The organism is Falsiroseomonas selenitidurans, assembly GCF_012103215.1.
GTDB lineage: Bacteria > Pseudomonadota > Alphaproteobacteria > Acetobacterales > Acetobacteraceae > Falsiroseomonas > Falsiroseomonas selenitidurans.
The window spans coordinates 1-21635 of sequence record NZ_JAAVNE010000069.1; the positions used below are offsets into that span (position 1 = coordinate 1).

Genomic DNA, 21635 nt, shown 5'->3' on the forward strand with positions numbered 1-21635 from the left:
GCAGACCCAGGCGCGCACCGCGACGGCCCAGGAACTGGCCGAGGTCCGTGCCCTGACCGCGCAGGAGATCGAGCGCCGGCGGCGCGAGGCGGAGGCGCTGGCCGCGCAGCTGGCCCAGGCACGCTCGGCGCTGGAGACCGCCCAGGCGGACCTCGCCGCGCAGACCCAGGCGCGCACCGCGACGGCCCAGGAACTGGCCGAGGTCCGTGCCCTGACCGCGCAGGAGATCGAGCGCCGGCGGCGCGAGGCGGAGGCGCTGGCGGCGCAGCTGGCCCAGGCACGCTCGGCGCTGGAGACCGCCCAGGCGGACCTCGCCGCGCAGACCCAGGCGCGCACCGCGACGGCCCAGGAACTGGCCGAGGTCCGTGCCCTGACCGCGCAGGAGATCGAGCGCCGGCGGCGCGAGGCGGAGGCGCTGGCCGCGCAGCTGGCCCAGGCACGCTCGGCGCTGGAGACCGCCCAGGCGGACCTCGCCGCGCAGACCCAGGCGCGCACCGCGACGGCCCAGGAACTGGCCGAGGTCCGTGCCCTGACCGCGCAGGAGATCGAGCGCCGGCGGCGCGAGGCGGAGGCGCTGGCGGCGCAGCTGGCCCAGGCGCGCTCGGCGCTGGAGACCGCCCAGGCGGACCTCGCCGCGCAGACCCAGGCGCGCACCGCGACGGCCCAGGAACTGGCCGAGCTGCGCGCCCTGACCGCGCAGGAAATCGACCGCCGGCGGCGCGAGGCGGTGGCGCTGGCCGCGCAGCTGGCCCAGGCACGCTCGGCGCTGGAGACGGCGCAGCGCGACCTCGCGGCGCGGACCCAGGCCCAGGCGGCGACGGCGCAGGAACTGGCTGAAATCCGTGCCTTGACCACCCAGGAAATCGAACGCCGACGGCAGGAGGCCGAGGGCCTGGCGCGGGAATTGGCGGCGGCGCGGGCCAGCCTGCAGGCGGCGCAGCGCGACCTTGCCGCCGCCGCGGGCTCGGCGCAGGGCCTGGCGCGCGACCTTGCGGCGGAACGCGCCGCCCGCGCCGCGACGGCGCAGGAACTCGCCGAGGCCCGCGCCACCGCAACGCGCGACCTGGAGCAGCGACGGCGGGAGGCGGAGGCCCTGGCCGCCGACCTCGCCGCCGCGCGGCAGTCGCTGGCCGCGGCGCGGCAGGAGGTGGAGGCGCTGCGGGCGGAGGCGGCGCGGCTGGACCAGACCGTGACGGCGGATCGCGCGACGATCGAGGCGCGGCTGTCCGACATCCTGCGCCTGCGCCAGCAGATCCAGGGGCTGGAGGCGCTGCGCGACCAGCTGGAACGCCAGGCGGAACAGGCGCTGGCGCGGGCCGGCGAGGAAAGCCGCGCCCGCGCCACGGCGGAGACGGCGCGGGCCGAGGCGCTGGCCCTGCTGCAGCAGATGACCGGCCGCGCCACCCAGGCCGAGCAGGGCCGCGCCGCCGCGACGCAGCTGGCCACCGATGCCGCCCGCCGCGCGGCGGAGGAGGAACGGCGGCGCGCGGCGGCGGAAGCCCAGGCCGGCGAGTATGGCCGCCTGTCCGAAAGCGCCCGGGTGGAGGTGGCACGGCTGACCCGGCAGCTGGAGGCGCTGCGATCCGAATTGTCGCGCGTCGCCGCGGCGCTGGATGCGGCGGAGGATGCGGGGCGGGACAAGGATGCGCAGATTGTCGCCCTCGGCCAGCGGCTGAACGTGGCACTGGCGGCGCGGGTGGAGGAGTTGCAGCGCTACCGCTCCGACTTCTTCGGCCGGCTGCGCCAGGTGCTGGGCGACCGGCCGGAGGTGCGCATCGTCGGCGACCGCTTCGTCTTCCAGTCCGAGGTGCTGTTCCCGGTGGGCTCGGCGGAGCTGTCGGCCCCCGGGCAGCAGCAGGTGCGCGACTTGGCGCAGGTGCTGCTGGATCTGGCCGGGCAATTCCCGGCCGATCTCGGCTGGATCCTGCGCGTCGATGGCCATGCCGATCGCAGCCCGATCCGCGGCGGCGGCCGTTTCGCGACGAACTGGGAATTGTCCGCCGCGCGCGCCATCGCCGTGGCGCGGCTGCTGATCGATGCCGGCCTGCCGTCCAACCGCGTCGCCGCCGTGGCCTTTGGCGACACCCAGCCGCTGGATGACAGCGACGCGCCGGACGCGCTGGCCCGCAACCGGCGGATCGAGCTGCGGCTGGAACCGGCGCCCACCGGTGCGGCGCCCGCCCGGCCAAGGGCGGATCCGCGCCAGGTGCTGCAGCAGGTGCTGCCGGCGCTGGCCTGCGCCCGGCTGGCGGTGCCGGAGGGGGGGGCACCGCGGGTGACCGGGCTGGCCCGGCGCGGCACGGAAGCGGCGTTGCGCACGGCGCTGCAGGCGCGCGGCGTCACCGTGCCGATCGACCTCCGCGGCTTCCAGGGGCCCTATTGCCCGGTGCTGGACGCGCTGCGCCCGCTGCCGGCGGATGGCGGCGGGCTGCGGCTGGGGCTGGTGGGCAATGGCCCGCTGCCGGGCGGGGCGCCGCTGCGGCTCGACCTCGCCCTGCCGGCCTGGCCGGCGCATCTCTCGGTGCACTACCTCAGCAATGCCGGCGAGGCGGTGCGGCTGGAGCAGTCCGGCGGCCATGCGGCGGGGACGGCGCTGCGCCTGGGCGAGCCGCGGGCGGGCTTCCCCGGCTGGCTGGTGGACGAGCCCTTCGGCACGGACATGGTGCTCGCCATCGCCTCGGATGGTCCGCTGCTGGCCGCGCAAAGGCCGGTGGTGGAGCCGGTGGCGGATTTCGCCGCGGCGCTGGCCGCCGCGGTGGAAGCGGCGCGGCGCGAGGGTCGCCGGGTTTCGGTGCAGCTTCTGCCGGTGGAGACGGTGGCCCGGTGAGCATCGTCGGCAAGGTGGTGGCGGTGACACGCTACCCGGTGAAGTCCATGGCCGGGGAGGCGCTGGCCGAGGCCGAGCTGCGCTGGGCCGGGCTGGCGGGGGACCGGCAATACGCCTTCCTGCGGCAGGGCAACCACGGCCGCTTCCCCTGGCTGACCGGGCGCGATCTGTCCGACCTGGTGCGCTGGCAGCCGCGCTTCGCCGATCCGGCCGATCCGCGCGGCGCCGCCGTTTCGGTCACCGCCCCCGACGGCGCGACCTACGACCTGCGGGACGCGGCGCTGGCGGCCAGGCTGTCCGCCGAATCGGGCCAGGATTCGCGGCTGATCCAGGTCGGGCGCGGCGTCTTCGATGCGATGCCGGTCTCGCTGGCCACCACGGCCAGCCTGGCGCGGCTGCAGGCGGCGCATGGCGCGGCGCTGGACCCGCGCCGCTTCCGCATCAACCTGCTGATCGACAGCGACGTGCCGGAGTCAGAGTGGGCCGGGCGGCGGCTGGGCTTCGGGGCGGCGGCGGCGCTGCTGGTGAACGACCCGATCCCGCGCTGCGCCATGGTCACCCTCTGCCCGGACACGGCGCGGCGCGATGCCGGCGTGCTGCGCACGGTGGCGCAGCTTTTCGACAATCACCTGGGCCATTATGCGGTGGCCGCGCTTCTGGGCCCGATCCGCCCCGGCGATGCGGTGCGGCTGCTCGACTGAGCTTCATCCCCAGCGCTGGATATCGTCCATGACCACGCTCCATGTCGTCGACCATGTGCTGCTCGCCCATCGGCTGGCGGAGCTGCGCGATGTCGCCACCCCTTCCGCCCGCTTCCGCAAGCTGCTGGCCGAGATCGGCGCGATCCTGACGCTGGAGGCGACGCGCAGCCTGCCGGCGCGGACCACGCGCATCACCACCCCGCTGACGGCGATGGAGCACCGCGTGCTGGCGGCGCCGGAGCCGGTGCTGGTGGCGGTGCTGCGGGCCGGGCTGGGGCTCATGGAAGGCGGCATGCAGGTGCTGCCGGAAGCCCCGGTCGGCCATGTCGGCCTGGTGCGGGACGAGCACACGCTGAAGCCCAGCCAATACATGCTGCGCATGCCGCCGGAGGTGCGGACGCGCGGCGCCATCCTGTTCGACCCCATGCTGGCCACCGGCGGCAGCGCCGCGGCCGCCGTGCAGCGGGTGAAGGAGGCCGGCGCGCCGCATATCCGCTTCGTCTGCGTGGTGGCGGCACCGGAAGGCGTGGCCCGCCTGGCCAAGGCGCATCCGGACGTGCCGGTGTACACCGCCGCGCTGGACGAGCGGCTGGACCATCGCGGCTTCATCCTGCCCGGCCTCGGCGATGCCGGGGATCGCTGCTTCGGCACCGAGGGCTGAGCCGGCCTTCTAAAGCAATTTCAAGCCTTGCGGCTTCGCAAGGCGACTCGGAAAATGCGTCGAAACGATGAGCTGGAGCCGTTTCACCGTCTTCACTGGCGGTGAAACGGCTCTAGATCAGCCGGGCCTCGAAGGGCGGCTTGAGGTCGGGGGCCTCGAACTCCACCACCCAAAGGTCCGGGTCGCGCTGCACCTGGCGCGCGACATAGGCATCCGCCGTGTCCTGGTCCACCGGCGCGGTGCCGGTGCCGCGCATCCAGGCCGGCCGGCCTTCCGCATCCCGCACCTGCGACAGCACGACGATGGCGTCCCGCGCCCGCAGCACGCACAGGATGCCACCGCTGTCGACATCGCCCTTGCGCAGCACGGCCCCCGGCCGCCCGGCGATATCCGCCAGCCGCAGCGCCATGGACACCCAGATGCCCGCCTTCACCTTCGGATCCATGAGGCCAGTCTCCGCCCTGCCCGGCAGCCTTGCAAGCACCTGGCACCGAAACGATTTGCATCATTTCGTTACATTGGTCAGAATTCACCCCACGGGCGCGTGAACAGCGCCGCGGACGGGGGGAAGACAGACATGAAACGATCGATCGCAGAAGTGGTGCGCCGAACGCTGCTTCGGCTGGCCCTGCTGGCCGTGGCCCTGCCGCCGGCGATGGCCCCCGCGCCCGCCGTCTCACAGCCCCGCCTGCCCGAAGGCGTCCCGCGGCCACCCCTACTGCAACCCTGCCCGGACGGGTTCCTGAGCTATCCGGCCGATGCCGTGCTGGACCCGCCGCACCCGCGCCGGCCTGGCGGCCGCAGCTCTGCCGTGTGCTGACGCCGATCCGCTTCGAGATCGCGCCGCCGCTGGAAGCGGCCACCGGCCTGGCGCTGGACCCGGCCACGGGCGTCATCGCCGGCACCCCCGGCGCGAACCGGGAGGATCACCGGCCGGCCAGTGGCCGCGCACACCGTATCACCCTGCTGGCGCGCAATGCGCTGACCGGCACCGAGCAGCGGCTGGAGGCCGAGTTCCGCTACCGCTTCGCGGACAGCGCGCCGCTGCGCGTCACCCAGCGCTACCCGTCGCGGCTGGTGTGGGAGCCCTTCATGGGCGATGGCTTCCATGCGCGGCCGGTGGTGGAAGGCGGCAGCGGGCCGATCCGCTACGCCCTCTCCCCAGCCACGCCGCTGCCCGCCGGCTTCCAGCTGGACGGCGCGACCGGCGCCCTTCGCGGCCGGCCGCGCGACAACCTCCGAGGGGACCGCGCGCTGCGCGTGCAGGCCCGGGATCGCCGCGGCCGCGAGACCTGGCTTTCCGCCACGCTGGCCCTGGCGCCGCCGGCCCAGGCGCGCGGGCCGAACGACCTGTGCTTCATCTTCGTCCATGGCCATCAGGACCTGGCTGCGGGCAAGGACCCGGTCGCCGAATCGCGCCGCTACTGGGCGCGGGCCGGGCGCGAGGCACGGCCGGCCGATGACGACGAGACGATGGTGCTGCTCAATCGCCGGCTGAGTTGGGACCTGCGGCAGGATTTCATCGACCTGGTCACCAACAACCGCACGGACCGCAGCGCCGCCCGCTGGCGCGCGACCGGGGAGCCGATCCGGCCGGGCGAAACCCGCCATCACTACGCGGTGCTGCATTATGACAGCCACCGCCCCTACTGGCTGGCCGCGGAGGAGTTGGCGGCCCGCATCCTCGCCGTCACGCGCGGGGACCCCGACCCGGCGGGCAATCTCTGTGATCCGGCCGCGGTGCGTGGCTTCGTGGTGGTCGCGCATTCCATGGGTGGCACGGTGGTGTCCTACATCAACGGCAATGCCAACCCGGATGGCGAGAATCCAAGGCGCCAGCGGGTCTTCACCCGGGCCATGCAGCACATCGATGCCGTGGTGACGGTGCAGAGCCCGCTGCAGGGCGCCCTGACGGCGGACTACATCTGCGGCAAGGAAGTCGACGGGATCTGGGATGACCTCATCCGCGCCGCCTTCACCTGCGACGCCGGCACGCGTTCCCTGACCACCAGCGCGGCCAGCCGGCTGGAGAACCGCATTGCCCCGGGCCGGCTTTACCGGCCGACCCTGATGGCGGGCGGCCATGTCGGCATCTACGGCACCACGCACATCAACCCGGCCACCATCATCGAGGCCACGGGCCTGACCGCGGCGGATTTCTTCGACACGATGTGGGGCATCACCCCCGGCGTCTCCTCGAATGGCCGGGTCTTCTACGGCTACGCCTTCAGCGGTGACATCCTGGAGAATGACGGGGTGGTGGAGATCCGCTCGCAATGGGCCTGCCGCACCGACACCTATGGCGACACCCACAACAACCTGGACCGCGGTCGCCACCACTACGCGCCCTGCCGCGCCGACCGCACCATCCGCCCCGGCTTCACGCCCTTTGTCATGACCACGGAAACCCATGACGACGGCCGCAACGGCTACACCCGCGGCGTCATCGCCAACCCCTGCCGGACCCTGCAGGTGGAGGCGGAACGGGTGCGCAACCTGCGTTGGACCACCGCCGGATGCGTCGACAATTCGGTGGCGGAGCAGGCCTGGCATGCGCCGCTTGAGATGAACATCGCCGAGTCCATCCGCTGCTTCCTGGGCGATGGCTTCGGCGACAGCGGCCCGCGGCCGGGCGCCTGCCCGTCCCGCTTCGCGCTGCTGAACCTGCCGCCGGGCTTCGTCGCCGCGCGCTGAACGCGGCATCTTGCGGACCGCCCGGCGCCGCGCCATTCACGCGGCGTCCCTCAGCGGGCGGACGGAGAGCGTGGGCGATGGCGAAGACGCAGGAACTGACCGAGGGCCAGCGCGCCTATGAGGCGCGGCGCGCGGCCAAGGCCGGGATGAGCCTGGAGAAGTGGCTGGCGGAAAAGGACCGCATGAAGCGCGCGGAAGATGCCGCCGCCGCCAAGGCCGCGACCGAGGACAAGAAGGCGCCGGAAGCGAAGGGCTGGCTGGGCCGGATGCTGGACCGCGCCCACAAGCCGCTGAAATAGCGCCCGCGCGGCGCCGGTCACAGCATCCGCAGCAGCGTGCCGTCGCGGCGGATGGCGTGGTGGAAGATGGCGCCGCCGATATGGGCTGCCAGCAGCAGCGGGAAGACCCAGCCGATCAGGCTGTGGCCCCAGTGCAGCACATGGGCCAGGCCGGGCGCGGCCTCCATGAATTTCGGCAGGTCGATGAAGCCGAGGAAGGCGGTCTCCCCCTGCAGGGGGAAGCCATAGGCGTTGGTGGTCAGGAAGCCGAGCAGCGGCTGGGCGATCAGCGCCGCATACAGCGCATGGTGCACCGCCCCCGCGGCCAGGCGCATCGGCCGCGGCAGATGGTCCGGCAGCGCCGGCGGCGGGCTGAAGCCTCGCCAGGCCAGGCGTGCCAGCGCCAGCCCCAGGATCAGCAGGCCCAGGCTTTCATGCAGCGCGTAGAACGGCATCTTCGCGTCATCCTTCATGAAGCGGATGACGAGCCCGCTGGCCAGCGCCGCGAACAGCAGCGGCACGGTCAGCCAGTGGAACCACTTGGCCAGGGTGGAATACTGCCCGTCCGGATGCAGCGCATCCTGGCCCCTCGGTGGCACGTCCATCGCTGCATCCATGCCGCTTCGTCCTGCTCGATCGGCCGCGACTATGTCATGACCGCGGTGACATGATGAACGTGAAAGCGCGGCGATGATTGCCGGCCATGCGGATTGGAGCATGGCGCCCGGGAAGCGCTGGCTGGCGCTGGCGCGGCGGGCGCGCGGCGCCTGGCGGGCGGAGGCGCCGCGCCTGGTGGGCGACCCGGCCGCGCTGCTGCCGGGGCTGCTGGCGGAAGGCGAGCCGGTGGCGCTGGGGCTGGACCTGCCGCTGGGCGTCCCACGCGCCTGGGCGAAAGGCCGGGCGGAGCCGGATTTCCCCCACTTCCTGCGCGGGCTGGTGCAGGACCCCGGCTTCTTCCAGGTGGCCGCGACGCTGGATCAGGTGGCGCCCGCCCGGCCCTTCTACCCGGCCCGCGGCCTGCGCGGCATGACGCGCGCCGCCCATGCCATGGCGCTGGGGCTCGATGGGCCGGCCGGGCTTTCGCGGCTGTGCGACCGGGCCACTGCACGGCGCCCGGCCGGCGCGCCGGTGTTCTGGACGCTGGGCGCCAACCAGTCCGGCAAGGCCGCCATCGCCGCCTGGCGGGACTGGATCGCCCCGGCGCTGGCCGCCGGCGCGCCCATCGCGCTGTGGCCCTTCGCCGGCCCGCTGCATCGCCTGCTCAGCCCCCGCCGCGCCGTGCTGGCGGAGGTCTATCCGGCAGAGGCGCTGCGCCAACTCGGCCTGAAGCTGGCCGGCAGCAAGCGCGCCCCCGCCCCGCGCCGGGCGCTCGCCGGGCCGCTGCGCGCGGCGATGGATCGGCTGCACATCACCCCCTCCCCGGCGCTGGTGGCGATGGTGCAGGATGGCTTCGGCGCCGATGCGGCGGGCGAGGACCGGCTGGACTGCGTGCTCGGCCTGCTGTGCCTGGTCGCCGTGCTGGATGGCACGCAGCCCGACTTCGTGCCGGACGATCCCTGGATCCGCCGCTGGGAAGGCTGGGTGCTGGGGCAGACGGAGATGCCGAGGGCATGATCTTCGCGGATGACGCGGCGCTGGCCGAGCATGTGCAGGCGCTGCTGGAGGCACGGCTGCCGAAGCCGCGCTGGACCCATGCCGGGCATCTGGCGGCCACCGCCGGGCTGCTGCTGCTGCATCCCGGGCTGGATGCGGCGCAGGCGCTGCCGGGGCTGATCCGCCGGCTGAATGACAGCCATGGCGTGCCGAACAGCGACACGCGCGGCTACCACGCCACCATCACCCTGTACTTCCTCGCTGCCATCCGCGCCGAGCTGGCCGAGGCGGTGGCGCCGCAGCCGGCGCATGCGCGGGTCAATACGCTGCTGGCCGGCCCGCTGGCCGCCGGCAAGGCGGTGATGGCGCCCCATTGGTCGGAGGCACGGCTGTTCTCGGTGGCGGCGCGGCGCGGCTGGGTGCCGCCGGACCGCGCGCCCCTGCCCTATGCGATCTCCGGATAAAGCCCCGCCGCGCGCGCGGTTTGCTTCGCCAGCGCCACCAGCAGGTCGAGCTGCGGCGTCGGCGTGCCGGTGGCGCGCGCCAGCTGCAGCGGCACCTCGAACAGGCTCTCGATCTCCATGGGCCGGCCCAGTTCCAAATCCTGCAGGATGGACGGCTTGTGCAGCATGTTGCTGCGCGCCACCCGATCGACATCCGCCACCGGCAGCGCGACGCCCAGCGCGGCGGCGATCGCACGCCCCTCCTCGGCCACCAGCCGCGCGGTGGCGCGCAGCACCGGCTCCGCCATCGTGTCCCGAACCCCGCGGCGGGCCAGCACGCAGAGCGGGCCGCTGGAGAGGTTGCCCAGCAGCTTGGCCCAGACGGCGGCGCGGATGTCCGGCGTCACGGGACAGGGCATGCCGCCGGCCTCCAGCCGTGCGGCGATGGCCAGCGCCCGGTCCGTCACCGTGCCATCCGGCTCCCCCAGGATGACGCGGATATTGCCGTGCTCGGAATGCACCACGCCCGGCGCCACCACCTCGGAGGCGGAATAGACCACGCCGCCGATGGTCCGGTGCAGCCCCACGGCGCGTTCGAGCGCCCCCTCCGGGTCGATTCCCGGCAGGCGCAGACCCGCCAGCCCCTCCCCCTTTGGCGCGCCCTGGCCGAGGAAGTACCACCAGGGGATGCCGTTCATCACGAAGGCCACCGCCGTGTCCGGCCCCAGCAACGGGGCGATGCCGGCGGCCACCGCCGGCAGCGCCGGCGCCTTCACCGTGACGATCACCGCATCCTGCGGGCCGAGCGCGGCCGGGTCGGCGCTCGCCTTCGGGTGGCTGACATGGGTGCCGTCATGCGCCTGCACCGTCAGCCCCTTCGCCTGGATGGCGGCCAGATGCGCGCCGCGCGCGACCAGCGAGACCTCCGCCCCGCCGCGCGCCAGCCTGCCCGCCAGATGGCCGCCGATGGCGCCGGCGCCGAAGACGCAGATTTTCATGCCAGAAGCTCCAGCGCCGCGCGCGACAGCGCCTGCACACCGTTCGGGATACAGGCTTCGTCCGGCTGGTAGAAGGCGTTGTGCAGCCGGTCGTCGCGCCCGGCGGCGCCGCTGCCGATGCGCAGCTGGAAGGCCGGCGCACGGGCGGCGAACTCGGCGAAATCCTCGGCGCCCATGGAGGGCTCGCCGGCTTCCACCACCTCGCCGAACTGCGCCCGCACCGCGGCCAGCACCGGCTCCAGCACCCGGTCGTCATTGACCAGCGGCGGCACCATGCGCCGGTAGTCCAGCGAGCATTCCACCCGCATGGCCACCGCCAGCCCTTCGGCCAGCCGGCGCAGCGCGGCCTCCGCCGTGTCCCGCGCCGCCTCGTGCAGCGTGCGCACGGTGCCCTTCAGATGCACGCGTTCGGGAATGATGTTGTGCGTGGTGCCGCCCTGGAAGGCGCCAATGGTGACCACGGCCGGGTGCACCGGCCGGATCTCCCGGCTGACCACCGTCTGCGCCTGGCCGACGAAGGCGCTGGCGGCGACGATGGGATCGACGGCGGCGTAAGGGTGCGCCGCATGGCCGGACCGGCCACGCACCGTCAGGTCGAAGCGGTCGGAGGCCGCCAGGCAGGCGCCGCGGCAATAGCCGAAGCGGCCCACCGGCATGTCCGGGTGGTTGTGGAAACCGAGCGCGAGGTCGATGCCGCCGAGGCCGAGCGGCCCCTCCCCGGCATCGGCCAGCATGGCGGCCGCGCCTTCCAGCACTTCCTCCGCCGGCTGGAACACCAGCAGCACGCGCCCGGCCAGCATCGGCGCCAGGCCCAGCAGCACCGCCGCCGTGCCCAGCAGGGTGGCGGTGTGGATGTCGTGGCCGCAGGCGTGCATCTTCCCGGCGTTGCGGCTGGCGAAGGCTTGGCCGGTTTCCTCCTGGATCGGCAGCGCGTCCATGTCGGCGCGAATCGCCAGCGTCGGGCCCGGGCGTCCGCCCTCGATCACGCCGACCACGCCGGTGCCGCCCACGCCGGTGCGGTGGGCAATGCCAAGTCGCGCGAGTTCGGCGGCAACAATACCCGCCGTGCGTGTCTCCTCGAAGGCCAGTTCAGGATGGGCATGGATGTCGCGCCGGATTTCGATCAGGGCGGGCGCAAGTCGCGCCGAATCCTCCCGGATTCGCCGCGCCGGATCATTGATGCGCATTCGCCCTTGCTCCACGCAATTTCATGGCCGCATGGTAGGTGAAGAAGTCGTCATTACAAGGCGCCCGGGTTGCGAGGCTTGGAAGCGCCATGCGATACGGCACGCAACATACGGGGGAATTTCCATGGCCGCCGACCTGTCGCCTCTCCTGTCGCGTCGCATCCTGCTGGCCGGCACGGCCGTGCTGGCGGCACCCGCGATCGCGCGGGCGCAGGGCTGGCCGAACGGCTCCGTGAGGCTGGTGGTGCCGTTTGCGCCCGGCGGCAGCACGGACCTGACCGCCCGCCTGGTGGCGGACGGGCTGAGCCAGCGGATCGGCGTGCCGGTGGTGGTGGAGAACCGGCCCGGCGCCGGCGCCACCACGGGCAGCCAGGTGGTCGCCGATGCGGCGCCGGACGGGCAGACCCTGGTGATGAGCAACATCGCCAGCCACGCCATCAGCCCGGCGCTGTATCGCACCATCCGCTATGACCCGGTGCGCTCCTTCACCCATGTCGCCATGGTCATCACCAACCCCTCCACCTGGGTGGTGAACCCGCGCAGCGAGATCGCCAACCTGGCCGACCTGGTGCGGCTGGCCAAGGCGAGCAGCGGCGGGCTGGACATGGCCTCCTCCGGCGCCGGGTCCTCGAACCACCTGCTGATGGTGCGGTTCTGCGAAATGGCCGGCATCCCGATGACGCATGTGCCCTTCCGCGGCGCCGGCCCGGCGATGACGGCGGTGATCGCGGGCCAGGTGCCGATGATGTCGGACAGCCTACCCTCGGCCGCCGCGCATATCCGCCAGGGCAGCGTGCGCGCCATCGCGATGAGCAGCGCGCAGCGCCACCCGGCCTTCCCCGACGTGCCGACCTTCATCGAGCAGGGCTTCGACCTGTCCAGCACCTCCTGGTTCGCCATCTCCGGCCCGGCCGGCATGGACCCGGCGGTGGTGCAGAAGCTGCATCGCGAGATCATGGCCGTCATCGCCACCCCGTCCAGCCAGCAGCGATTCGCCGAGATGGGCGGCACGCCCGGCGCGATGACGCCGGCCGAGTTCAGCGCCTTCGTGGCGGCGGAAGTGGCGCGCTGGGCCCCCGTGGTGCGGGCTTCCGGCGCCACGGTCGGCTAGCCCGGCGCGGCGGCCGGTTGCGGCGGCGCCCGCCGGATCGGTCGTGGGGCCGCCAACACCACGGCAACGTCCGTGGCGTGGATTGGCAGGATGCTCGCGATTGCGCGATGCAGCCTGCGACAGGTAGGCTCCCACCGGCATACAAGCCGGGGGAGCCTGGGTCGAACCGGCGCCGGAAGGTGCCGGGGCCGGCCATGGGGAGAGTGGCGGCGCGGGGGCATCCTCCGCGCCGTATGGGCTTGGCAGATTCGGACCGGTCCGGCTTGGACCGTTCCAGCAATTGAGGTGCGGATGAAGATCAACCAGAAAGACCTGTTGGCGGGGCTCGTCCTGCTGGCCTTCGCCGTCGCAGGCCTGTGGCTGAACCTGGACCACACGCTGGGCACGGCCAGGCGCATGGGCCCCGGCTACATGCCGATGCTGGCCTTCGGCGTGCTGCTGTTCCTCAGCGTGACCATCATCGGCCTGTCGCTGTTCAACGGACCGGATCCGCTGGAACGCTGGGCGTGGCGCGAATTGTTCCTGATCCTCGCGGCGATCTGCGTCTTCGGGCTGATCCTGGAGAAGGCCGGCATGATCGTGACGCTGGCGGTGACCATCGCGATCTCGACCCTGGCGGACAGGACGCACAAGCCGCTCGGCGTGCTCGGGCTGATCCTGTTCCTCGTCGCGCTCTGCTGGTTCGTCTTCATCCAGGAACTCGACATCCGCATCCCGGTCTGGCCGACCTATTTCGGGCCCTGAGGGAAGACATCGATGGAAACCCTTTTCGCGAACCTGGCCCTCGGGTTCAGCGTCGCCTTCAGCTTCGAGAACCTGACCTTCGCGCTGCTGGGCGCCTTCATCGGCACCGCCATCGGCGTGCTGCCGGGCATCGGCCCGGTGGCAACGATCTCGCTGCTGCTGCCGATCACCTTCGGCATGTCGCCGACCACCGCCATCATCATGCTGGCCGGCATCTACTACGGCTCGCAGTATGGCGGCTCGACCACGGCCATCCTGCTGAACCTGCCCGGTGAGGTCAGCTCGGTCGTCACCGTCATCGAAGGCTACAAGATGGCGCGCAACGGGCGCGCCGGCGCGGCGCTCGCCACCGCGGCGCTCGGCAGCTTCTTCGCCGGCTCCGTCGCCACCGTGGTGGTCGCCGCCTCCGGCCCGCTGCTGACCTCCGTCGCCCTCTCCTTCGGCCCGGCCGACTACTTCTCCCTCATGTTCCTGGGCCTGGTGATCTCCGCCGTGCTGGCGCAGGGCTCCATCGTCAAGGGCATCGGCATGGTCGTGCTGGGCGTCGGCCTCGGCCTGGTCGGCACCGACGTGCAGACCGGCCAGCAGCGCTTCACCTTCGGCGTGCCGGAGCTTTCCGACGGCGTCGGCTTCGTCGCCATCGCCATGGGCATGTTCGGCATCGCCGAGATCATCCTGAACCTCGAGCGCCCCGAATCGCGCAACGTCATGACGAACAAGGTCGGCAGCCTGTTCCTGACGCGCGAGGAATTCCGCCGGGCGGTCCCCTCCGTCCTGCGCGGCACGGCGCTCGGCACCGTGCTCGGCATCCTGCCCGGTGGCGGCGCCTCGCTCTCCGCCTTCGGCTCCTACATGGTGGAGCGGAAGGTCTCGAAGTACCGGCACCTGTTCGGCACCGGCGCGATCGAGGGCGTGGCAGGCCCCGAGGCGGCCAACAACGCCGCGGCGCAGTCCAGCTTCATCCCGCTGCTGACGCTGGGCATTCCGGCCAATGCCGTGATGGCGCTGATGGTCGGCGCCCTGATCATCCAGGGCATCCAGCCGGGCCCGCGCATGGTGGAAGCCCAGCCGGACCTGTTCTGGGGCCTGATCTGCTCCATGTGGGTCGGCAACCTGATGCTGGTCATCATCAACCTGCCGATGATCGGCATGTGGGTGAAGCTGCTGGAAGTGCCGTACCGCCACCTCTACCCGGCGATCATGATCTTCTGCTCGATCGGCATCTATTCCATCAACAACAACGTCTTCGACGTCTACCTGATGGTCCTGTTCGGCATCTTCGGCTACCTCTGCTCCAAGCTGAAGCTGGAAGGCGCGCCGCTGCTGATCGGCTTCGTCCTCGGGCCGATGATGGAGGAGCACCTGCGCCGCGCCATGCTGCTGTCGCGGGGCGACGTGATGGTGTTCGTGGAACGGCCGATCTCGGCCGCCATGCTCGCCATCGCCGCCATCGCCCTCCTCGCGATGCTGCTGCCCGGCCTGCGCTCCGGCAAGGAGAAGGCGATGGCGGAGGGCGGCTGACGCCTTTCCCGCCGAGACTTCGTGACAGGGGCCGCTCCGCAAGGGGCGGCCCCTTTCGCTTGCGCGGCGGCCGGCGCAGGTTGCGGCAAAGCCGCAAGGAGCCCCGCATGGATCTGCAACTGACCGGCAAGGTCGCCCTCGTCACCGGCGCCTCCGCCGGGCTCGGCCGCAGCATCGCCCGCCTGCTGGCGGAGGAAGGCTGCCGGCTGGCGCTGCTGGCGCGGCGCATGGAACGGCTGGAAGCCTTCGCCGCCACCCTGCCCGCCACCGCCGAGCCCCTGCTGCTGGCCGAGGACGTGACCGACCCCACCGCCGCCGACCGTACCCGCGACGCCGTGCTGGCCCGCTTCGGCCGCTGCGACATCCTGGTGAACAACGCCGGCGGCAGCCGCCCGCAGTCGGATCTGGGGCCGGAGACGGTCTGGCAGGAATCGATGGAGATCAACTTCCACGCCGGCCGCCGCATGGCGCACGCCATCATCCCCGCCATGCAGGCGCAGCACTTCGGCCGCATCGTGAACATCACCGGCAGCGACGAGCCGCACATCATCAACGCCGCCAACGCGCCGAACGGCGCCGTGCACATCTGGGCCAAGGCGCTGTCGCGCCAGCTCGGCCGGGACGGCATCACGGTGAATTCGGTCCCCCCCGGCCGCCTGCGCTCCGAGCAGATCGACGCCCGCATCCTGCCGACCGAGGAAGCCCGCCAGGAATGGGCGGCGAAGGAGGTGCCGGTCGGCTTCATCGGGGAACCGGACGACCTCGGCGTGCTGGTGTGCTTCCTGTGTTCGCCGCGCGCCCGCTACATCACCGGCCAGGTGGTGCATGTGGATGGCGGCACGCATCGTTTCAGCCACTGACCCGCGCCGCGCGCGCAGCACGGTCGGCGCGGCTTGTGTAGGCTGGGAGCGGTTGCAGGAACCCCGCCATGGCCCACGCCCGCCCCACCCATCTGCGCCGCACCATCGCCCGCGCCAAGCAGCGAAGGGGCAGGGCCAGCCTGCCGCCCAGCCTGGCCGACCGCCTGGCGGACCAGGTGGCGGCGCTGGTCGGGTCCTGGCGCTTCATCCTGATCCAGTCGACGCTGCTGGCGGGCTGGATCACCGCCAATGCGGTGTTCGGGGCCGGCGGCTGGGACCCCTACCCCTTCATTTTGCTGAACCTGGTCCTGTCCTTCCAGGCCGCCTACACCGCGCCCATCATCATGATGAGCCAGAACCGGCAATCGGAGCTGGATCGCGAACGCTCGGTCGCCGACTACCAGGTGAACCTGCGGGCGGAGGCCGACATCACCCTGCTGCATGAGAAGATCGACCTGCTGCGGGAGAAGCAACTGGCGGAGATCACGGCTATGCTGCGCCGCGCGCTGGAGCGGATCGAGGTGCTGGAAGGCCGGCGGCTGGAGGGAGAGCGCGGATGAGCCTGTTGCTGCGCGGATTGCTGCTGGTCGCCGGCGCCATCGCCGCCCTGTTCGTGGCGCGGGATGCGCCGAATTTCGGCGTCGTGGAGGGCATGGTCGCGGTGCTGCTGATCGCCGCGGTGGTGCTGGTGGTGGCGCTGACCCGGCGCAGATAGCGCCTCACCAGACCAGCGGCAGCAGCGAGGCCACCAGCAGCAGCGCCATGGCGATGTTGAAGCGCCGCAGCCAGCGGGGATCGGCCAGCAGGTCGCGCAGCGCGACCCCCATGCCGGCCCAGAGAAGCAGGCTCGGCAGCACGCCCAGCGCGACCGCCAGGCTGACCACCAGCACGGAGATCACCGGCGAATCGGGTTGGGCGTAGATCGCCATGGCGGTCACCGCGGCCAGCCAGGCCTTCGGGTTCATCCATTGGAAGCCGGCCGATTCGAGGAAGCCGATCGGCCGCGCCGGTGCCTGCCCGGCGCCGCCCATGGCCCGCGCCGTGCCGATCCGCCAGGCCAGGCGCAGCAGCCAGGCGGCACCGGCCAGCTTCACCGCCAGTGCCAGCGCCGGCACCGCGGCCAGCAGCAGGCCGAGCCCGGCGCCGACCCCCAGCATCACCGTGCAGAGTCCGGCGCTGACCCCCAGAAGCTGCGGCAGGGTGCGCCGGAGGCCGAAATTGGCGCCGGAGGCGAGCAGCAGGAAATTGCTGGGGCCCGGCCCCAGGGAACTCACCACGGCGAACAGGCCGAGGGCGAGGATGGTCTCGATGGGCATGGCAGCACCTCCGCCCGCCAGATGCCGCAGGCGCGGCCGCGCCGGGGGTCCGGAATCCGGACCGCCGGTCAGGCGGGCGCCACCTCGGCGAAGGCGTAGCGCGCGAACCAGCCGGGGAAGGCGCGCGCCAGGCCGCGCGGCCCCTCCAGCGCCAGCCCCATGCGCTGCGCCGCGGCGAAGCTGGCATCGCCGCGCCACCAGGCAGCCAGCGCCGCCAGCGGCCCGTGCAGGCGCAGCGGTTCGGGAAAGCCCGGGTTGCGGCGGCACAGCGCCACCTCCCGCGCGCTCAGCAGCAGGAAGCGCGGCGGGTGGCTGGCGAGGTCGAAGCGCACCACCAGCGGCTGCGGTGGCAGGGCCTCCGCCCGAACGCGGCGCTGCATGTCGATCAGCACCGGCTCCAGGTCCAGATCCTCGGCCAGGATCTCCCGCACCAGCCGGCGCTGGCCCCAATGCCCCAGGGCCGTGATCACCGGCGCCAGTTCCAGGCCGGCTTCGGTCAGCGCATAGCCATCCGCCTGCCGCGCGACGCAGCCCAGCGCCTGCAGCGCCTCCAGCCGTTCCGCCAGCATGGTGCGGGAGAGGCGCGGGATGCCGCGGCGGATGTCGTTGAACCGCCGCGCGCCGGAGAGCAGTTCCCGCACCACCAGCAGCGTCCAGCGGCCGCCCACCGCCTCATGCGCGCGCGCGACCGCGCAGAATTGTCCATGGCCCGCCATGCCGCGCTTCTAGCATGGCCGGGCGGCCGGTCCGGTCCGGAATCCGGACCGGGTTAGCGTTCGGCCGGCACCACCTGCCGCCGCCGCAGATCGCCGCGGCGCAGCACCACCGCCTCCGCGGGCTGGCCTACCCTCTCCCCGGTCAGCCAGCGCAGCAGGTCATCCACGCCGGCCACCACCTGCCCGCCGATCGAGACCAGCAGGTCGCCGCGCTCCAGCCCCGCACGATCCGCCGGGCCGCCCTTCACGACCTCCCCCACCAGCAGCGCCGTGGCCTGGGCCAGGCCATGGGCGCGGGCGAAGCGGCGCGGCACCGCCTCCCGCTGCCCGGTCAGGCCGAGCACGGCGCGCCGCACCCGGCCGAAGCGCACCAGATGGCCCAGCACCAGCCGCGCGGTATTGGCGGCCACCGCGAAGCACAGCCCCTGCGCGCCGCCGATCATCGCCGTGCTGATGCCGATGACGCGGCCCTGCGTGTCCACCAGCGCGCCGCCCGAATTGCCGGGATTGAGCGCCGCATCGGTCTGGATCAGGTCCTCGATCGGCCGCCCGCCGCGCCCGGCCAGGCTCCGCCCCAGCGCGCTGACCACGCCGGCGGTGACGGTGGAGGAGAAGCCGAGCGGATTGCCGATCGCCACCGCCACCTGGCCGACCCGCAGCGCGGCACTGTCCCCCAGCTGCGCCACCGGCAGCGCGGCATCCGATTCGGCGCGCAGCAGGGCCAAGTCCGTATCCGGGTCGTCGCCCAGCAGGCGCGCGGCGAAGCGCGCGCCCTCGGTCGTGGTCAGCTCGATCCGGGTCGCGCCGGCGACCACATGGCGGTTGGTCAGCACCAGCCCGTCGGGCGCCACCACCACGCCGGATCCGCTGCCGCGGCCGCGCGCGCCCTCGATGGCGACATGCACGACGGCCGGCGCGGCGCGGCTCGCGGCCTGGGTGACGGCGGTGGAATAGGCATCCAGCAGGTCGGGATCCTGCAGGGGAATCGGGGCGTCCAGCATGGGGAGGGTCCTTTCGCCCTCCCAAAATGGGAAGTCGGTGCGCCACCCCCAAGAGCCGCAACAATCCGGCGCTTGCCAGCCCGTGCCGCAGGCCGGATAGGCTGCCTTCATGGAAATCGTGCAGGCCGTCCTGGCCCTCATTGCGGCCTGTATCGGGTTCGCGCTGATCGCGCGCCGCCTGAACCTGCCCTATGCCGTCATCCTGGTGCTGGGAGGCATGGTGCTGGCCTTCATCCCGGGCCTGCCCACGGTGACGCTGGACCCGGAACTCGCCCTGGCCTTCTTCCTGCCACCGCTGCTGCAGGGCAGCGCCTGGCGCACGGATTGGCGGGCCTTCCGCGCCAATATCCGCCCCATCCTGTTCCTGGCCGTGGGTGCCGTGCTGTTCACCGCCGCCTGCGTCGCCCTCGTGGCGAAGCTGCTGATTCCGGACCTGCCCTGGGCCGCCGCCGTGGCGCTCGGGGCCATCGTCGCGCCGCCGGATGCGGTGGCGGCGGCCGCCGTGCTGGCGCGCCTGCCCATGCCGCGCCGGCTGGTGACGGTGCTGGAGGGCGAGAGCCTGGTGAACGACGCGACGGCGCTGGTGCTGTACCGCTTCGCCATCACCGCGGTCGCCGCCGGCGGCATCGCGCTGGGGGAGGCGTTGGGCGCCTTCGTGCTGGTGGCCGCCGGGGGCATCGCCGTGGGCTGGGCGGTGGGCCGGGCCGCCATCTGGGCCTTCCGGCGGCTGGAGGACCCGCTGCTGGAGATCGCCGCCAGCTTCGTCGCCTGCTTCGGCAGCTTCTTCGCCGCCGAGGCGCTGGGGTTTTCGGGCGTCATCGCCGTGGTCACCACCGGCCTGCTGATGGGCCAGCTGCAGCACCGCGCGCTGAGCCCGGAAAGCCGGATGAGCGCGCGGGCGGTGTGGAGCTTCACCGAATTCGTGCTGACCAGCCTGGTGTTCATCCTGGTGGGGCTGCAGCTGCGCGGCATCCTGGACCGCATCGCCGGCTATGGCACGGTGGAGCTGGCGCTGCTGGCGCTGGCGCTGTCCGCGGCGCTGATCGGCAGCCGCTTCCTGTGGATCTTCCCGGCCGGGCTGATCCCGCGCGTGCTGCCCGGGCCGGGCAGCAGCCCGCCGCTCGGCCATCTCGTGGTGCTGTCCTGGGCGGGGATGCGGGGCGTGGTGTCCCTGGCCGCGGCGCTGGCCCTGCCGCTGGATTTCCCGCAGCGCGACCTGCTGGTGTTCCTGGCCTTCTGCGCCATCCTGGCGACGCTGGTGGTGCAGGGCACCACGCTGGAATGGGTGATCCGCCGCTTCCGCGTGGCGGAGGCCCGGATGGACGGCATGCCGCTGGCCGAGGCGCTGGCCCGCCGCCATGTCGCCCGCGCCACGCTGGCCGAGGTGCAGCAGCGGGCGGAGGATATCCTGGAGGGCGCGGTGGCGCGCGACCTGCTCTCGGAATACCAGGACAAGGCGCGGGTCTATCACGGGGTGGCCGATGGCGGCGGGCATGCGGAGCTGGAGGCGCGGATGCGCATCCGCCTGGCCGCGCTGCGCGCCGGCCGCCGGGCGCTGCTGGACCGGCATGGCGAGGGGGAGCTGGACGACATGATGCTGGCCTCGCTGGAGCAGGAGCTGGACCTGGAGGAGCTGCGGATTCTGCGCCTGCTGGGCGCCACCCCCGGCCGATGAGCACCGGGCCGATCGAGGCCGCGCTGGACGCGGCGCGACGCGGGCTGCTGGACCTGTCCACCCGCAACCGGCTGCTTTCCCTGCCGAAGCCCGGCCGCTCCCGCGGCGTGCTGCGGCTGGACGGGGAGGATGCCGGATTCGTGCTGCAGGCGCTGGAAGCCGGCCGCGCCTTCGGCTTCGAGGCGGCGGCGGCGCAGGGCCCTGCCCGCCGCGGCAGCGGCGGCGTGCGCCTGGCGGATGCGGCGCAGAGCCCGGAGGATGCGCGCCGCGACAACCGCCTGCGCGCCCTGCTGCCGCCGGAGGATCTGGCCCGCCGGCTGCGCGACCTGATGCAGGATGCGCGCACGGCGCGGGAGGAGACGGGCATCGCCACGCTCTCGCTCGCGCTGGGCGCGCTGGCCTGGCGGGACCCGGCGACGCCGGCGACAGAGCGGCTGGCGCCGCTGGTGCTGCTGCCAGTGACGCTGGAACGCCAGGGGGTGAGCCAGGCCTTCCGGCTGCGCGCGGCGGGGCCGGAGCTGGAGGAGAACCTCTCGCTGCGCCAGAAGCTGCTGGCGGAATTCCGCATCGCGCTGCCGGACTTCCCGGCCGAGGAATTCGACCTCGCCACCTGGGTGCAGGCGGTGCAGGCGGCGGTGGGCGGGCAGGAAGGCTGGCGGGTGGAGGCGGATGCGCTGGCGCTCGGCCTGTTCTCCTTCCAGAAATTCCTGATGTGGCGCGACCTGGACCCGGCGGTGAACCCCGGGCTGGTGGCGCATCCGCTGGTCCGCGCGCTGGTCGGCGGGGAACGCCTGGAGGCCCCGCCGCCGCTGCCACCCGAGGCGGATGTGGATGCCGAGATCCCGGTGGAGCGGCTGGACCATGTGCTGGAACTGGATGGCAGCCAGGCCCTGGCGGCGGAAGCCGTGCGGCGCGGCGGCCATGTGGTGATCCAGGGCCCGCCCGGCACCGGGAAGAGCCAGACCATCGCCGCCATCATCGCCCAGGCGGTGCTGGACGGGCGGCGCGTGCTGTTCGTGGCGGAGAAGCTGGCGGCGCTGGAGGTGGTGGAGCGCCGACTGGCGCAGCTGGGCCTCGGCCCGGCCTGCCTGGAACTGCACGCCGAGAAGCAATCCAAGCGCGCCGTGCTGGACGGGCTGCGCGCCACCTTCGCCGAGCCGCCGGTGCCGGCGCCGGACCGCGCGCCGGTGCTGGCGCGGCTGGGCGCGCTGCGTGGCCGGCTGAACCGCCACGCGGCCGCCATGGGCGCCCCGGTGGGCGAAAGCGGAATCGCGCTGCACGCGGTGGTGGGCCGGCTGGCGGCCGGCCG

At 73.0% G+C, this 21635-nt stretch carries 22 protein-coding genes; 15 read left to right on the forward strand and 7 right to left on the reverse strand.

The window, feature by feature from the left end:
• The 3 genes from HEQ75_RS25170 to upp form a co-directional block, all read left to right on the forward strand.
• The coding region (locus HEQ75_RS25170) for a peptidoglycan -binding protein (protein ID WP_168034888.1) at nt 1-2827 on the forward strand (2827 nt) is incomplete at its 5' end.
• The gene (locus HEQ75_RS29130; RefSeq protein WP_209318773.1) at nt 2824-3528 is read left to right on the forward strand and encodes an MOSC domain-containing protein; all 705 of its coding nucleotides are present in this window, start codon (nt 2824-2826) and stop codon (nt 3526-3528) included. The genes HEQ75_RS25170 and HEQ75_RS29130, both read left to right, overlap by 4 nt.
• Nucleotides 3529-3556: 28 nt before the next feature.
• A complete protein-coding gene (upp, locus tag HEQ75_RS25180; RefSeq protein ID WP_168034889.1) occupies nt 3557-4189 on the forward strand; it encodes a uracil phosphoribosyltransferase in 633 nt (210 codons plus the stop codon).
• Between the two features lie 112 nt (nt 4190-4301).
• On the opposite strand, the gene HEQ75_RS25185 is transcribed toward upp, so the two are convergent.
• The gene (locus tag HEQ75_RS25185; RefSeq protein ID WP_168034890.1) at nt 4302-4634 is read right to left on the reverse strand and encodes a DUF1491 family protein; all 333 of its coding nucleotides are present in this window, start codon (nt 4632-4634) and stop codon (nt 4302-4304) included.
• Between the two features lie 368 nt (nt 4635-5002).
• Between HEQ75_RS25185 and HEQ75_RS25190 the strand changes: the two genes are divergently transcribed.
• Nucleotides 5003-6883, forward strand: coding sequence for a hypothetical protein (locus HEQ75_RS25190; RefSeq protein WP_168034891.1), 1881 nt, complete (start codon nt 5003-5005; stop codon nt 6881-6883).
• A 77-nt stretch (nt 6884-6960) separates the two neighbouring features.
• Nucleotides 6961-7182: a hypothetical protein gene (locus HEQ75_RS25195; protein WP_168034892.1), complete on the forward strand. Its 222-nt coding sequence runs from the start codon at nt 6961-6963 to the stop codon at nt 7180-7182.
• Nucleotides 7183-7199: 17 nt separating this feature from the next.
• Here the strand turns inward: HEQ75_RS25195 and HEQ75_RS25200 are convergent, their stop codons facing one another.
• On the reverse strand, nt 7200-7778 hold the full coding sequence (locus tag HEQ75_RS25200) for a cytochrome b (protein ID WP_168034893.1): 579 nt from the start codon (nt 7776-7778) through the stop codon (nt 7200-7202).
• A gap of 100 nt (nt 7779-7878) precedes the next feature.
• Between HEQ75_RS25200 and HEQ75_RS25205 the strand changes: the two genes are divergently transcribed.
• On the forward strand, nt 7879-8775 hold the full coding sequence (locus HEQ75_RS25205; RefSeq protein WP_235962121.1) for a hypothetical protein: 897 nt from the start codon (nt 7879-7881) through the stop codon (nt 8773-8775).
• Complete coding sequence (locus HEQ75_RS25210) at nt 8772-9218, forward strand: hypothetical protein (protein WP_168034895.1); 447 nt, start codon at nt 8772-8774, stop codon at nt 9216-9218. The genes HEQ75_RS25205 and HEQ75_RS25210 overlap by 4 nt, the downstream gene beginning before the upstream one ends.
• On the opposite strand, the gene HEQ75_RS25215 is transcribed toward HEQ75_RS25210, so the two are convergent.
• On the reverse strand, nt 9200-10195 hold the full coding sequence (locus tag HEQ75_RS25215; protein ID WP_168034896.1) for a ketopantoate reductase family protein: 996 nt from the start codon (nt 10193-10195) through the stop codon (nt 9200-9202). The genes HEQ75_RS25210 and HEQ75_RS25215 overlap by 19 nt on opposite strands.
• The gene (locus HEQ75_RS25220; RefSeq protein WP_168034897.1) at nt 10192-11382 is read right to left on the reverse strand and encodes a M20 metallopeptidase family protein; all 1191 of its coding nucleotides are present in this window, start codon (nt 11380-11382) and stop codon (nt 10192-10194) included. Before HEQ75_RS25220 ends, HEQ75_RS25215 begins: the two co-directional genes overlap by 4 nt.
• Nucleotides 11383-11506: 124 nt before the next feature.
• On the opposite strand from HEQ75_RS25220, the gene HEQ75_RS25225 reads away from it, so the two are divergent.
• The 6 genes from HEQ75_RS25225 (at nt 11507) to HEQ75_RS25250 (ending at nt 16333) form a co-directional block, all read left to right on the forward strand.
• Entirely contained in the window at nt 11507-12493 is a 987-nt protein-coding gene (locus HEQ75_RS25225) for a Bug family tripartite tricarboxylate transporter substrate binding protein (protein ID WP_168034898.1), read from the forward strand.
• A 291-nt stretch (nt 12494-12784) separates the two neighbouring features.
• Nucleotides 12785-13237 carry a tripartite tricarboxylate transporter TctB family protein gene (locus HEQ75_RS25230; RefSeq protein WP_168034899.1) on the forward strand — a complete coding sequence of 151 codons (453 nt, stop codon included), beginning with the start codon at nt 12785-12787 and terminating at the stop codon, nt 13235-13237.
• Between the two features lie 12 nt (nt 13238-13249).
• Entirely contained in the window at nt 13250-14758 is a 1509-nt protein-coding gene (locus tag HEQ75_RS25235) for a tripartite tricarboxylate transporter permease (protein WP_168034900.1), read from the forward strand.
• A gap of 107 nt (nt 14759-14865) precedes the next feature.
• Entirely contained in the window at nt 14866-15618 is a 753-nt protein-coding gene (locus HEQ75_RS25240; RefSeq protein ID WP_168034901.1) for an SDR family NAD(P)-dependent oxidoreductase, read from the forward strand.
• Nucleotides 15619-15686: 68 nt separating this feature from the next.
• Complete coding sequence (locus HEQ75_RS25245; protein ID WP_168034902.1) at nt 15687-16178, forward strand: DUF1003 domain-containing protein; 492 nt, start codon at nt 15687-15689, stop codon at nt 16176-16178.
• Nucleotides 16175-16333 carry a hypothetical protein gene (locus HEQ75_RS25250; RefSeq protein WP_168034903.1) on the forward strand — a complete coding sequence of 53 codons (159 nt, stop codon included), beginning with the start codon at nt 16175-16177 and terminating at the stop codon, nt 16331-16333. The genes HEQ75_RS25245 and HEQ75_RS25250 overlap by 4 nt, the downstream gene beginning before the upstream one ends.
• Before the next feature lie 4 nt (nt 16334-16337).
• On the opposite strand, the gene HEQ75_RS25255 is transcribed toward HEQ75_RS25250, so the two are convergent.
• The 3 genes from HEQ75_RS25255 to HEQ75_RS25265 form a co-directional block, all read right to left on the reverse strand.
• On the reverse strand, nt 16338-16934 hold the full coding sequence (locus HEQ75_RS25255; protein ID WP_168034904.1) for a LysE family translocator: 597 nt from the start codon (nt 16932-16934) through the stop codon (nt 16338-16340).
• A gap of 68 nt (nt 16935-17002) precedes the next feature.
• Complete coding sequence (locus HEQ75_RS25260; protein ID WP_168034905.1) at nt 17003-17650, reverse strand: winged helix-turn-helix transcriptional regulator; 648 nt, start codon at nt 17648-17650, stop codon at nt 17003-17005.
• Between the two features lie 53 nt (nt 17651-17703).
• Nucleotides 17704-18651, reverse strand: a complete 948-nt coding sequence (locus tag HEQ75_RS25265) for a S1C family serine protease (RefSeq protein WP_168034906.1) — start codon at nt 18649-18651, stop codon at nt 17704-17706.
• Nucleotides 18652-18760: 109 nt separating this feature from the next.
• On the opposite strand from HEQ75_RS25265, the gene HEQ75_RS25270 reads away from it, so the two are divergent.
• On the forward strand, nt 18761-20326 hold the full coding sequence (locus HEQ75_RS25270) for a Na+/H+ antiporter (RefSeq protein WP_168034907.1): 1566 nt from the start codon (nt 18761-18763) through the stop codon (nt 20324-20326).
• Nucleotides 20323-21635 (forward strand): DUF4011 domain-containing protein (locus HEQ75_RS25275; protein ID WP_168034908.1); only part of this gene is annotated, 1313 nt, incomplete at its 3' end. The genes HEQ75_RS25270 and HEQ75_RS25275, both read left to right, overlap by 4 nt.

Coding starts and splice junctions, on each gene's coding strand:
- upp (WP_168034889.1), top strand. CDS start 3,557: ATGACCACGCTCCATGTCGTCGACCATGTGCTGCTCGCCCATCGGCTG.
- HEQ75_RS25185 (WP_168034890.1), bottom strand. CDS start 4,634: ATGGATCCGAAGGTGAAGGCGGGCATCTGGGTGTCCATGGCGCTGCGG.
- HEQ75_RS25195 (WP_168034892.1), top strand. CDS start 6,961: ATGGCGAAGACGCAGGAACTGACCGAGGGCCAGCGCGCCTATGAGGCG.
- HEQ75_RS25200 (WP_168034893.1), bottom strand. CDS start 7,778: ATGGATGCAGCGATGGACGTGCCACCGAGGGGCCAGGATGCGCTGCAT.
- HEQ75_RS25205 (WP_235962121.1), top strand. CDS start 7,879: ATGGCGCCCGGGAAGCGCTGGCTGGCGCTGGCGCGGCGGGCGCGCGGC.
- HEQ75_RS25210 (WP_168034895.1), top strand. CDS start 8,772: ATGATCTTCGCGGATGACGCGGCGCTGGCCGAGCATGTGCAGGCGCTG.
- HEQ75_RS25215 (WP_168034896.1), bottom strand. CDS start 10,195: ATGAAAATCTGCGTCTTCGGCGCCGGCGCCATCGGCGGCCATCTGGCG.
- HEQ75_RS25220 (WP_168034897.1), bottom strand. CDS start 11,382: ATGCGCATCAATGATCCGGCGCGGCGAATCCGGGAGGATTCGGCGCGA.
- HEQ75_RS25225 (WP_168034898.1), top strand. CDS start 11,507: ATGGCCGCCGACCTGTCGCCTCTCCTGTCGCGTCGCATCCTGCTGGCC.
- HEQ75_RS25230 (WP_168034899.1), top strand. CDS start 12,785: ATGAAGATCAACCAGAAAGACCTGTTGGCGGGGCTCGTCCTGCTGGCC.
- HEQ75_RS25235 (WP_168034900.1), top strand. CDS start 13,250: ATGGAAACCCTTTTCGCGAACCTGGCCCTCGGGTTCAGCGTCGCCTTC.
- HEQ75_RS25240 (WP_168034901.1), top strand. CDS start 14,866: ATGGATCTGCAACTGACCGGCAAGGTCGCCCTCGTCACCGGCGCCTCC.
- HEQ75_RS25245 (WP_168034902.1), top strand. CDS start 15,687: ATGGCCCACGCCCGCCCCACCCATCTGCGCCGCACCATCGCCCGCGCC.
- HEQ75_RS25250 (WP_168034903.1), top strand. CDS start 16,175: ATGAGCCTGTTGCTGCGCGGATTGCTGCTGGTCGCCGGCGCCATCGCC.
- HEQ75_RS25255 (WP_168034904.1), bottom strand. CDS start 16,934: ATGCCCATCGAGACCATCCTCGCCCTCGGCCTGTTCGCCGTGGTGAGT.
- HEQ75_RS25260 (WP_168034905.1), bottom strand. CDS start 17,650: ATGGCGGGCCATGGACAATTCTGCGCGGTCGCGCGCGCGCATGAGGCG.
- HEQ75_RS25265 (WP_168034906.1), bottom strand. CDS start 18,651: ATGCTGGACGCCCCGATTCCCCTGCAGGATCCCGACCTGCTGGATGCC.
- HEQ75_RS25270 (WP_168034907.1), top strand. CDS start 18,761: ATGGAAATCGTGCAGGCCGTCCTGGCCCTCATTGCGGCCTGTATCGGG.